This is a genomic window from Sphingobacterium paucimobilis HER1398, from assembly GCF_000416985.1.
In the GTDB taxonomy this organism is placed as follows: domain Bacteria; phylum Bacteroidota; class Bacteroidia; order Sphingobacteriales; family Sphingobacteriaceae; genus Sphingobacterium; species Sphingobacterium paucimobilis.
This window is the reverse complement of sequence record NZ_ATDL01000005.1, coordinates 16,305-28,572: the sequence shown is the minus strand read 5'-3', so window position 1 is coordinate 28,572 and position 12,268 is coordinate 16,305. Positions and strand designations below refer to the sequence as shown.

The following is a 12,268-nucleotide window of genomic DNA, read 5'->3' as shown; positions in this document are numbered from 1 at the left end:
CTTTGTACCATGATTGAATTGCCTGTTATACCCGTAAATCAGACACAGCGTAAACCAGATTGGCTACGTGTGAAACTTCCGGTAGGAAAAGAATATCGCCATGTACGTGGTTTGGTCGATGAGCACAAGCTTCATACCATCTGTGAAAGTGGTAATTGTCCCAATATGGGAGAGTGTTGGGGAGCTGGTACGGCTACTTTTATGATTTTAGGTAATATCTGTACGCGTTCTTGTTCTTTCTGTGCGGTAGCAACAGGAAGACCGCTTCCTGTGGATGTAGACGAACCGAATCGCGTAGCAACTTCTGTTAAGTTGATGGGGGTAAAGCATTGTGTAATTACTTCGGTCGACCGTGATGATCTAAAAGATGGAGGTTCTACTATTTGGGCGGAGACTATTCAAGCAATCCGCCGAGAGAGTCCGGAGACAACTTTGGAAACACTTCTTCCCGACTTTAAAGGACAGTGGGATAATCTTGACCGTGTGATTGCAGTTCGGCCAGAAGTGGTGTCACATAACTTAGAGACTGTGCGCCGCTTGACTCGAGAGGTACGTATACAGGCCAAATATGACCGTTCTCTAGAGTGTCTACGACGTATCTCGGAAGCAGGTCTACGGACTAAATCTGGTATCATGCTGGGCTTGGGAGAGACGGAAGAGGATGTGATCGAGGCTATGCAGGATCTGTATGACGTTGGTGTTCATATCTTGACTTTGGGGCAGTATTTACAACCGACCAAAGCACATCATCCGGTTGTTGATTGGGTTACACCTGCACAATTTGATAAATATAAAGAGATAGGATTGCAGATGGGCTTTAAATATGTAGAGTCGGGACCTTTGGTTCGCTCTTCTTATCACGCTGAAAAGCACTTGTTCGATATGCAATAATATGAATAGTATAAAAAAAGGGGATAGCTGTAGCTATCCCCTTTTTTATTTTAATGAATCACGTTCGCAGGTCTATTGAGAACTTCGTTGGAATACGGTCTCTCCGCCAATGACGGTACGTAGGGTCTTGACTTTGCGTAATTCTTCTGCTTGGACTTCCATGATATCTTTTTCGAGAATGACGAAGTCTGCATCTTTACCTTTTTCAATTGAGCCCCTTTTCTTTTCTTCAAAGCAAGAGAAAGCTGCCCATATCGTCATCCCTCTCAATGCCTCTTCACGACTGAGGGCATTTTCCATTTGAAAGCCACCTGACGGATATCCTGAATGGTCCACGCGCGCAATAGCGGCATGAAATCCGTATAGGGGATTAAAGTGTTCGATAGGGAAGTCAGATCCGATAGCTACTTTACCATATTGTTTCAATAGTTCTTTATAGGCATAAGCCCCTTTAATACGTTCGTCACCCAGTCGCTGTGGTGCCCAATACATATCTGATGTGGCGTGAGTAGGTTGTATTGACGGAATGATGTGAAACTGGTTGAATTTGGCAAAATCTTTGGGAGCGATGATCTGTGCATGTTCAATGCGCCATCTTCGCGCTTTATTGTCGGTGAGGTATTTGCCGTAGACGTCCAAGATCAGGCGGTTTGCAGAATCTCCAATAGCGTGAGTATTGACCTGAAACTCGCTGTTGGCTAGTTTTTTGATAGTTTCATCAAATTGCTCGGGTGTGTGCAGCAGAAAGCCTTTCGTAGGAGAATCATGGTAATGTTCCAAAAGGCAGGCACCTCGGGAACCCAAGGCTCCATCTGCCAACAGTTTGATCGACCGTATATTCAGTCTGTCACTTTCAAAAAAATCTTCTTTAATATAGCGGTCGATTTGTAAGGGATCAGCTAGAATCATCGCGTAATCTCGGATCTTAAGCTGTCCTTTGGCATAGAAGGTCTTGAGATAATCAAGCTCTTCATCGTTTAGTCCTGCGTCAATGATGCTGGTCAATCCGACGGATACTAGGGAATCCTGTGCTTGTTGTAAGAATTTCAGGATACTCTGTTCGTCGTGCTTAGGAAGATGCTTACTGACCAAGGGCATAGCATTGTCAATCAGTAATCCATCGGGTTTGCCGTGTGCGTCAGGAGAGATGAGACCGCCCTGTACATCAAATACAGAATCTAGCCGTGCGATCTTTAATGCGGCAGAGTTGACTAACGCAGCATGATAATCTACACGAGAAAGGTAAATTGGGATGTCGGGAAAGTATTTGTCCAGACTATCTTTAGTAGGGAACGTTTTACTAGGCCATAGATTTTGGTCCCAACCACCACCGATGATCCATGGCTTGTTTGGATTTTTCTGATGGTATTGTTGAAGCCTGCCAATAAGCTCTTCCATGGATTTGGTTCCATTCAGATCCACTTCTTGGAAAAGGTTCGCTAATTCGAAGTAATGGGCATGGGCATCATAGAAACCAGGGTATACCGGAGCCTGTTGAGCATCGATGATTTCTTTTGCCTTGTAGCGTTTCAGAATATCTTTTGAAGTGCCTATGTCTATAAAAATGCCGTTTTTTATTGCAAATGCCTCTTTAATCGAAAAAGAAGAATCGACACTATAAACTTTGGCATTATGCACAATAAGATCCACTTCGTTATTGCTGGTGCAGCGAATAAATAGAAGTGCTGTCAGAAAAAATAAAAGCGTATTTTTCATAATCGGAGGTTGTTCTACACATTTTTCTTAAATGTAACCTTTTTTCCTCAGGAAATAAAAAGGCCTGTAAAAGAAGAGAGCCCAATAGTATATATTGGGCTCTCCGATACGTCTAAAAAAACGTGTATTACATGGCTTCGGCGACAACTTCCTCTACTTCAGGAACCATACGCTTTAAAAGTCCTTCTATACCAGCTTTGAGTGTGATCGTTGACGACGGACAGCCGCTGCAAGACCCTCTGAGCTCGACCGTTACAATCCCTCCCTCAAATGATTTATACGCAATAGCACCACCATCTTGTTCGACAGCAGGACGCACATAGTCGTGTAGGACTTGTTGAATCTTGATTTCAGTTTCTGTCCCTTCGAAATTGACGTCTTGGTCACTCACGACTTCTTGCACTTTAAGCTCAGATTCTACGGCACCTTTTACGAAATCTTTCAGTATTGCTTCAATATCGCTCCATTCTGTATCTTCAGCTTTTGTAATCGTAACAAAATTGCTTGCAAAGAAGACGCCGTTTACAAAGTTGAATTTAAATAACTCTTTGGCAAAAGGAGATTCCTGAGCTTTTTCTCTGTCAGGGTAATCTACACTCCCATTGATAAGAAGCTTATTGACCAAGAACTTCATGGTAGCAGGATTGGGAGTACTTTCTGTATATACGTTTATTGTAGCCATTTTTTTATTTTAAAAGTATGGAAGTTATAAATTGTAACTTCATTTTATCCTCCCAAAGATAGGGTATAAGTGTTTGATGCACGTCATTGTTTCGTAAAACCTTACGTTTCAGGACCTGTGTTTTACAGCATAACACCTGTGTAATTGGAGGGACTGATGTTTTTTATTTCTTGTTTGACATCTTCAGATATATTGAGGTTGTCTACAAAACTTGCAATCGTTTCTTGGGTGACCTGTGTATTGGTACGGGTTAAGTCCTTCAGGGCTTCGTACGGCTTAGGGTATCCTTCACGACGCAAGATCGTTTGTATCGCTTCGGCAACAACGGCCCAATTGTTTTCCAAATCTTTCTGAAGCGCAGATTCATTAAGAATCAACTTGCTTAGTCCGCGTAATGTTGATTTGATGGCAATCATGGTGTGGGCAAAAGGCACTCCTATATTCCGTAGTACGGTGGAGTCTGTAAGATCACGTTGTAGCCTAGAGATAGGTAGTTTAGCTGCCAGATACTCAAACAGCGCATTTGCTAAACCTAGATTTCCTTCTGCATTCTCAAAATCGATAGGGTTTACCTTATGAGGCATCGCTGATGAACCGATCTGTCCTGCAGTGATCTTTTGTTTGAAATAATCCATAGAAATATAGGTCCAGACATCTCGGCACAAATCGATAATAATATTGTTTATGCGTTTTAACGCATCACAGCTTGCTGCAAAATTGTCGTAATGTTCGATTTGTGTTGTTGTCTGTGATCGGTCTAGTCCCAATTGTCCGTTGACGAACGAGTTTCCGAAAGCGACCCAGTCTTGACTTGGATAAGCAATGAAATGTGCGTTAAAGTTACCTGTAGCACCACCAAATTTGGCAGAGTGAGGTACCGTTTGCAGTAAAGCAAGTTGTTTTTCCAGACGTTCTACGAATACCTTGATTTCTTTGCCCAAACGGGTAGGAGAGGCAGGCTGTCCATGGGTACGTGCGAGCATAGCCACATCGTTCCATTCGTCTGATAATTTTTTCAGTTCGCCTACGAGGTTCTGTACTCCTGGGAGGTAAACCTGATGGAGAGCTTCTTTCCACGCGTAAGGAATCGCTGTATTGTTGATGTCCTGGGAGGTGAGTCCAAAATGTATAAACTCTAGGGAGTCATGAAGCCCTAGTTTTTCGAACTCATTCTTTAGAAAATATTCAACTGCTTTGACGTCATGGTTTGTTACTTTCTCCGTGTCTTTAATCCACTGTGCGTCCTCTAAACTGAAATCTTGATATATCTTACGGAGCTTTTCGTTTAAGGAACCGTCAAAATGTTGCAATTGAGGGATGCCAGATTGTGCCAAAGCGATGAAGTACTCTACTTCTACCAGAACGCGATGTTTGATCAAGGAGAATTCCGAAAAATAAGCAGATAGTTCTTGTGTGGCATTGTGGTATCGTCCGTCAATAGGAGTAACAGCTGTTAATGCTGATAATGTCATTTTCTGTGGAAATTAATAAGTCAAAAGTAAAAACTAAAAAGATGGATATTCGCCGATTATAAGTGAAATTGGCGATTGTTATGCCTTCTCTGTGATACAAAAGTACAAAAAGCAGTGGTTTTTTGGTAATTAAAGCGTATAAAAAAAGCCTGTGTCATTAAGAACACAGGCTTTTATAGGAGTATTTTAACTCTCTTTCGGATTACTGAGCGTTTTTAGTAGAATCGATAACTTGTGCAGTTGAATCGATAGCTTTGTTCGCTGAATCAGCAACGTTGTTGATTGAATCAGTAAGAGCACCAGCTGTTGAATCAACGATTCCTTTTAAAGAATCAGCAGTTTCTTCAGTTTTAGAAGTGTTGTTACCACATGAAGCTACAGTTAAAGCTAATGCTAAAAATCCGAATGCGAATAAATTTTTCATCTTTTAATTTTCTATTTAATTGAAACAAATATTGTTTTATACTCTTTAATACCGGTAACCTGAAAAGGTAACCCAAAAAATAAAAATTTTTATTTATCAATAATAACATTCTGATTTACAGATGTTAAAATAATAATGATTTTTATTTCGGATGCAAATATAGTATTGTTTTGTTGAAATGCAACAATAAAAAACTATTTTAAGTAAAAAATGTTGTTAAACTATAAAAACGACTTATGTTAGGAAAGATGAAGAATATTATCAAGCTGTTAAAAACAGTTGATTTCGAGCAGCTTGAAAAGGTATCTAAGAAAGTAGACCTGGCTGAGGTAATGGGGGCAGTGAGCAAAATGGATGAAAAACAACTTCAAATGGCGATGAAGTTATTGACAGGAACTAAGAAAAAGAAAGATCCGCCGCCCATTGATGCTGATTTTTATAATATTGATGGAAAGCTTTCCGCTGAAGACAGAGCCTTGCAACTTCGTGTACGTTCCTTTTTGGAAGCAGAGGTAAAGCCATTAGTCAACAATTATTGGTTGCATGATGAATTTCCTTTTGAGATTATTCCTAAACTGGCGGAACTGAATGTATGCGGTTATGTCTATCAAGGTTACGGCTGTGCAGGAGGAACTTCGCTCATGGATGGTATTATTGCAAGCGAATTTGGGCGTATTGATCCTTCTATTGCTACATTCCTGGGGGTACAGAGCGGCTTGGCCATGGGCTCGATATATATGTGTGGTTCTGATATCCAAAAAGAAGAGTGGCTGCCCAAGATGCAACAGTTGAAGGTAATAGGAGCTTTTGGTTTGACAGAACCCGAGGTCGGATCAGCTACGGCTGGAGGATTAACAACGACTTGTAGGCGTACCAATAAAGGATGGGTACTGAATGGTCAGAAGAAGTGGATTGGGAACTCTACTTTTTCGGATATTACGATTATTTGGGCTAGAGACTTGGATGATAACCAGGTAAAGGGCTTTATTGTGCGTAAAGACAATCCGGGTTTTTCAGTAGAGAAGATAAAAGGCAAAATGGCGCTGCGTATTGTGCAGAATGGTCTTATTACATTGACTAACTGTCTCGTGCCCGAATCGGATAGACTTCCCCATGCGCAGTCTTTTAAGGATACAGCGAAGGTTCTTCAGATGACACGCGCTGGCGTAGCGTGGATGGCTGTCGGCTGTGCTCGTGGTGCTTACGAAAATGCATTAGCATATACCCTGCAACGCGAGCAGTTCGGAAAGCCTATTGCGTCTTTTCAATTGATTCAGAATCATCTTGTAGAGATGCTTTCTAATCTGACTGCTATGCAGACATTGGTGTTTCGTCTTTCGGAACTACAGGATGAAGGAAAGTTGAAAGATGAACATGCATCCTTGGCCAAAGTATTCTGTACGCTTCGGACGCGGGATATTGTATCGCGCGCAAGAGAAGTCATGGGGGGCAATGGTATTCTCTTAGAGTATAATGTAGCTCGTTTCTTAGCAGATGCAGAGGCTATTTATTCTTATGAGGGCACCAAGGAAATAAATTCTTTAATCGTAGGAAGGAGCATAACAGGCTTTAGTGCATTTGTTTAGTCCTATTGTGTTCAAAAATGGAAGAGCCTGCTTCCGGTTTTTTACGGCTTTGGTATGTTTATTGTAACGAAAATGTGAATAATAGATTTTATATGAAAGTAACAAAAACCTTATTGGCCGCAGCCCTTATCGGATTGGGGACCTATGGTGCGCAGGCTCAGATTAAGATTAATACTAAGTCAATCGGTTCTGCTACCAAAGCCGTGAAAGCTGCAACCCTTTCAAACGAAGATGTGATCGCTTATACAAAAGAGTATATTGATTGGATGGATAAAAATAATCCGGTAGCACCCGCAGATCACGAATTGGCGCAACGTTTAGTGAAGATGACGGCTGGTCTAAGTAACTATGATGGGCAAAAGCTCAATTTCAAAGTATATCTTGTGCGTGATGTCAATGCGTTTGCTTGTGCTGACGGTAGCGTGCGAGTTTGTGCAGGGCTGATGGAAGCTATGAGTGACAACGAGGTGTTGGGGGTTGTGGGGCATGAAATAGGACACGTCAAGAATCAAGATTCTAAAGATGCTTTCCGTACTGCATTACTTACATCAGCTTTGAAAGAAGGTGTCTCCTCCCAAGGAGGGACAGCTGGAGCATTGTCGGACTCGCAATTGGGCGAAGTCGGAGAGCAGGTTGCAAATATGAGCTTCTCACGCAAACAAGAGAGTATGGCAGATGAATATGGTTATCAGTTCTTGAAAGCCAATAATGTCAATCCTTGGTATATGGCCATGGCATTTGAGCGTTTGTTGGAACTCTCGGGAGGTGGTAAAGATAGTTTTACGCAGAAGTTGTTCTCTTCGCATCCTGATACACAGAAACGTGTAGAGGAAATGGCTAAGCGTGCAGAGAAAGATGGTTTTAAGAAACCTGAGCACTAATAAAAAAGGCATCTGATTCAGATGCCTTTTTTATTAGTGCTTATTTTTTCTTGTTCTGCTGCGCAGCCTGTTGCTGTCTCATCATCTCTTCCATTTTAGATTGGAAAGAAGATTTCTTGGCAGCTTTAGGGTTTTTCTTGTTTTCCTCCAACTTGGCCAAAATCTTTTCGTCGTCGATAGACTGGCGAATGATAAACTGCGTTAAGAAGGTGAAAACGGCACCCAAGAAGTAATAGTAGTTTAATCCTGAAGGGAAACTGTTCAGCATGAAGAAGAATAGCAACGGCATGATGTAACCGATGTATTTCATTTGACTGCCCATTCCTGAAGTGGCTCCCGAAGTAGCATTATTGTACCAAGTGGTCAATAAAGTAACAGCTGTCATCAAGACACACATCAGTGAAATGTGATTGATCCCGAATATAGGGCTGAAGGTGATAAATGTATCGTAGGTTGATAGATCTTTCATCCAAAGGAAGCTCTGTCCTCTCAATTCAAATAGATTAGGGAAGAAGAAGAAGAAAGCAAGTGTAAACGGCATTTGTAATAACATCGGAAGACAGCCTCCCAATGGGTTGACACCGGCTTGCTTATACAGTTTCATTTGTTCCTGCTGCAATAGCATGGCATTGTCTTCGCCTACTTTTTCTTTGATCTGGTCAAGCTGTGGTTTCAGCACGCGCATCTTGGCCATAGAAAGGTAAGACTTGCGGGTCAATGGGAACATCGCTCCCTTCAACAGTAAGGTTAAGATCAAGATAACAATACCGTAGCTCATGTGGTAGCCATCCAGAAAGTCAAACAAAGGAACGGTAATGAATCTGTTGATCCAGCCCATTGGACCCCATCCCATATTGATGATTTTTTCGTAATTGTGTCCCTCTGCTTTTAAGGTCTTATACTGATTCGGACCAAAGAAGAAATTGAACTCAAAGTGGTTGTTCGATTGTGCGTTGAATGCCAACTCTGCCGTTGTCTTGTAGTTTTTTACAACTTCATCCTGTGTGGTATAAGTCACTTTGAGATTGGTGTTCTCAAAGGCTTGTTTTGACGAAAGGATAGACGAGAAGAAATGCTGTTTGAAGGCGATCCATTCTACTTTGTTTTTCTCTATTTTTTCTTCTGCATCACTTGTTTCGGAAAGGTGGTCGATAGAACCTTCCGAATCTTTGTAGAAAATAGAAGATTTGTCCCGCTCTGATTTGATGTTCTGTTCTTTGCGCAGAAGATTGGCTTCCCAATCCAGAATGATTGTTTTTTGATTTACACCGATAAGATTCTGGATACCGACTGCGTTGACTTGTAAGCCCAGGTTGTAGCCGTTCTGTAAGGTGTAATTATATTCAAGATACTGATCTTCGCTGTACTTTAAACGTAGGGATGCCGCATTGGCAGAAGAATTGCCCACTGCAAAGAAGAGATCATTGGTATTGATGTTCTGTCCTGCTGCGTTGAAATGGAAACCAAAGTTGTTGTTGTCACCTTCTAAAAGATAAAGTGGTGAACCATCAAAATTCTTTTCGCCTTTCAGCTGAACAGATTTGACTTTACCTCCTTTTGAAGATAGTTGGACGATCAATTGTTCGTTTTCTAACGTGATCAATTGTTCTTCGCCCACTTTCGTCGCGCCAAAAGGTTTGCTCAATGAGGCCGAGTCGAGTACTTCGTTTGGTTTAGTAGAAGCTAGGGTATCGTTGAATACCTTTCCTTCTTTGACAGTCTTTAATGAATCTTGTAGTCTCTGTTCATTTTTGATTTCCTGTTCAGAAGGTTTCATCAGGTAAAATGAACCTGCGAAAATCGCAAAAATGAGCACTAGCCCTATAATGTTATTTCTATCCATCTATTGTAAATTAATCCTTTTAATTTTCTCCTCTCGATTTTTAGCCCGAATAGAGTGTGTTATTTTGTTCCTCCTTTTTTATTCGCTAAAGAAGCGGCTACAAAGCTAACAAAAAGTGGATGAGGATTTGCAACGGTTGACTTTAATTCTGGGTGAAATTGTCCAGCGACAAAGAAAGGATGGTCTTTGAGTTCAACAATTTCCACTAATCCCGTTTCAGGATTGAAGCCCGAAGCGATCATTCCGGCTTTTTCGTAATCTTTTAAATAGGCGTTATTGAATTCGTAACGGTGGCGGTGGCGTTCTGAAATTTTTGCCTTGCCATATATCGCGAAAGCCTTAGTGCCTTTTTTGATGTCACAATCATATGCTCCTAGACGCATTGTACCACCCATATTGGTGATGTTCTTTTGTTCCTCCATCAGATTGATTACTGGGTGAGGAGTGTTCTCGTCCATCTCAAAACTGTTGGCGCCTTTTAACCCTAGGACATTGCGGCCAAATTCAATCACAGCACATTGCATACCGAGGCAGATGCCGAAGAAAGGAATTTTGTTCTCGCGAACATGCTTTATGGTATTTAATTTACCTTCAAGACCGCGCTCACCGAAGCCTGGTGCTACCAAGACTCCGTCTAAACCTTTTAGCTTGTCGGCTACATTTTCTGGTGTAATGCTTTCCGCAGCGATGAAATTTACCTTGACCTTCGTTTCATTCGCAGATCCGGCATGAATAAAGCCCTCCACGATCGATTTGTAAGCGTCAGGGAGCTCTACGTACTTGCCGACCAAGCCAATATTGACTTCTGTCGTCGGGTTTTTCAGACGACCTAAAAATGCTTTCCAGTTTTCTAGGTCAGGATCATTCTTCGTCGATAATTTCAGTTTGGTCAAGACCGTTTTGTCCAATTGCTCCTTCAGCATTAACAAGGGAACATCGTAAATGGTCGGAGCGTCAATGGACTCTACTACAGCGTTGATGTTTACATTGCAGAATAAAGCCAGTTTCTTGCGGATTTCCTGTGTTAGCTTATGTTCGGTACGGCAGACCAAGATATCTGGTTGTACACCATATTCTAATAGGGTTTTTACAGAATGCTGGGTTGGCTTCGTTTTAAGCTCACCTGCGGCAGCAAGGTAAGGTACCAGTGTCAGGTGGATAACCAAAGAATCATTGTTGCCCAATTCCCAACGTAATTGACGTACCGCCTCGATAAAAGGAAGGGATTCGATGTCACCTACCGTTCCGCCGAGTTCTGTAATGATAATGTCGTATTCACCACTTTCGCCCAACAGTTGCATGCGACGTTTTATCTCGTCTGTGATATGTGGGATGACCTGTACGGTTTTTCCGAGGTATGCACCTTCTCGCTCTTTTTCTATTACATGTTTGTAAATGCGTCCGGTAGTGACGTTATTGGCCTGTGAAGTGGGTACATTTAAGAAGCGCTCATAATGACCTAAATCCAAGTCTGTCTCAGCTCCGTCTTCTGTCACATAGCATTCGCCATGTTCGTAAGGATTGAGGGTACCTGGGTCGATGTTGATGTAGGGGTCAAACTTTTGAATGGTAACTTTAAAGCCACGTGCCTGTAAAAGCTTGGCAAGGGAAGCAGCAATAATACCTTTCCCTAACGACGAGGTTACGCCGCCCGTAACAAAGATGTATTTAGTCATAGCAATTAATGGAATTTTCTACTAAAGATGATGGGTTTCAATACCCAAATATCTGCCTTATGTACGGGGTACAAAGATACTATATTTTTCGGGATTGGAATGGCCTGTGAAGAAATAAAATTGAAAATTATTTTAGGCTTTTGAGAGCAGACAAGCAGGAGGGGGGGCGTGTCGAATAAAAAAAAAGGTTACAAATCACTTTGTAACCTTTTTGAAATATTTCTATCTCGTCGTACTAAACTATTTGATACGTTTAGATCTGATACGAGCAGCTTTACCTGTAAGTCCACGTAAGTAGAATAACTTAGCGCGACGTACTTTACCGTAGCTGTTTATTTCAATTTTGTCAATGTTAGGAGAGTTTACAGGGAAAATACGTTCTACCCCAACACCGTTAGAGATTTTACGAACGGTAAAAGTAGCGTTAGTACCTTCGCTGTTTAATTGAATAACTGCACCTTGGTATACCTGAACACGCTCTTTGTTTCCTTCGCGAATTTTATAGTGTACACTGATGGTGTCTCCTGCTTTGAAAGCGGGAATCTCATTCTTTACTACCGCTTGTTCTTCTACAAATTTTACTAAATCCATGATTTTGAGTAATTATAAACGATTTATATCCTGTAAAAATCGGAATGCAATATTACAGCTTTTATTTCGATTTTAAAAATGTTTTTAAAAAATATTTAACTCCGATTCTCGAAGCGAGTGCAAAGGTATAAAAAAAAAGTAAACTAGGCTATAGTGTGGTGCGATAATTTTCCACACAGAGCAGTTTTTGTTTATAAAAATATCTTGCATTAAATCAGTGTGTTAGTTGCAGGGTGTAAAAAAGTCCTTGGTTTTATTGAAAAACGCTGTATATTTGCATCACTTTAAAGGTGATACCTTTTCGGGGTGTAGCGTAGCCCGGTATCGCGCCACATTTGGGATGTGGAGGTCGTAGGTTCGAATCCTGCCACCCCGACAAAAAAAGCTCTAAACGAAAGTTAGGGCTTTTTTTCGTTCAGGGGGTTGGCTGATGAGAACCTTGGTTCGATCCGGAGGAGATTCATGGATGTGTTTGGGGCTGTGGGTCTGAAGCAATCCTGCCACCC

The 12,268-nt window shown here is 41.5% G+C and carries 10 protein-coding genes and 1 tRNA gene; 4 read left to right on the top strand and 7 right to left on the bottom strand.

Annotated features, from left to right (window positions below):
- The first annotated feature begins 9 nt into the window (after nucleotides 1–9).
- Nucleotides 10–891, top strand: coding sequence for a lipoyl synthase (gene lipA, locus M472_RS27965; RefSeq protein WP_021069153.1), 882 nt, complete (start codon nucleotides 10–12; stop codon nucleotides 889–891).
- 72 nt (nucleotides 892–963) lie between these two features.
- Here lipA and M472_RS27960 read toward each other — a convergent pair whose 3' ends face one another.
- The 4 genes from M472_RS27960 to M472_RS27945 all read right to left on the bottom strand — a co-directional run bounded on the left by M472_RS27960 (nucleotide 964) and on the right by M472_RS27945 (nucleotide 5,185).
- Complete coding sequence (locus M472_RS27960; protein ID WP_021069152.1) at nucleotides 964–2,607, bottom strand: amidohydrolase; 1,644 nt, start codon at nucleotides 2,605–2,607, stop codon at nucleotides 964–966.
- A gap of 127 nt (nucleotides 2,608–2,734) precedes the next feature.
- A complete protein-coding gene (locus tag M472_RS27955) occupies nucleotides 2,735–3,289 on the bottom strand; it encodes a NifU family protein (protein ID WP_021069151.1) in 555 nt (184 codons plus the stop codon).
- Nucleotides 3,290–3,411: 122 nt separating this feature from the next.
- Nucleotides 3,412–4,761: an adenylosuccinate lyase gene (gene purB, locus M472_RS27950; RefSeq protein WP_021069150.1), complete on the bottom strand. Its 1,350-nt coding sequence runs from the start codon at nucleotides 4,759–4,761 to the stop codon at nucleotides 3,412–3,414.
- Between the two features lie 202 nt (nucleotides 4,762–4,963).
- Entirely contained in the window at nucleotides 4,964–5,185 is a 222-nt protein-coding gene (locus M472_RS27945; protein WP_021069149.1) for a hypothetical protein, read from the bottom strand.
- Between the two features lie 236 nt (nucleotides 5,186–5,421).
- On the opposite strand from M472_RS27945, the gene M472_RS27940 reads away from it, so the two are divergent.
- Both M472_RS27940 and M472_RS27935 read left to right on the top strand, forming a co-directional pair.
- On the top strand, nucleotides 5,422–6,771 hold the full coding sequence (locus tag M472_RS27940; RefSeq protein ID WP_021069148.1) for an acyl-CoA dehydrogenase family protein: 1,350 nt from the start codon (nucleotides 5,422–5,424) through the stop codon (nucleotides 6,769–6,771).
- Nucleotides 6,772–6,863: 92 nt separating this feature from the next.
- Nucleotides 6,864–7,652 (top strand): M48 family metallopeptidase, encoded by a 789-nt coding sequence (locus tag M472_RS27935; RefSeq protein ID WP_031301411.1) that lies wholly within the window; start codon nucleotides 6,864–6,866, stop codon nucleotides 7,650–7,652.
- A gap of 40 nt (nucleotides 7,653–7,692) precedes the next feature.
- Here the strand turns inward: M472_RS27935 and yidC are convergent, their stop codons facing one another.
- The 3 genes from yidC to rplS all read right to left on the bottom strand — a co-directional run bounded on the left by yidC (nucleotide 7,693) and on the right by rplS (nucleotide 11,762).
- Nucleotides 7,693–9,495: a membrane protein insertase YidC gene (gene yidC / locus M472_RS27930; RefSeq protein WP_021069146.1), complete on the bottom strand. Its 1,803-nt coding sequence runs from the start codon at nucleotides 9,493–9,495 to the stop codon at nucleotides 7,693–7,695.
- A 59-nt stretch (nucleotides 9,496–9,554) separates the two neighbouring features.
- Complete coding sequence (locus M472_RS27925) at nucleotides 9,555–11,171, bottom strand: CTP synthase (protein ID WP_021069145.1); 1,617 nt, start codon at nucleotides 11,169–11,171, stop codon at nucleotides 9,555–9,557.
- Nucleotides 11,172–11,411: 240 nt separating this feature from the next.
- Nucleotides 11,412–11,762: a 50S ribosomal protein L19 gene (gene rplS / locus M472_RS27920; protein ID WP_021069144.1), complete on the bottom strand. Its 351-nt coding sequence runs from the start codon at nucleotides 11,760–11,762 to the stop codon at nucleotides 11,412–11,414.
- A gap of 302 nt (nucleotides 11,763–12,064) precedes the next feature.
- Here rplS and M472_RS27915 point away from each other — a divergent pair.
- A tRNA-Pro gene (locus M472_RS27915) sits at nucleotides 12,065–12,138 on the top strand.
- The last annotated feature ends 130 nt before the right edge of the window (nucleotides 12,139–12,268 follow it).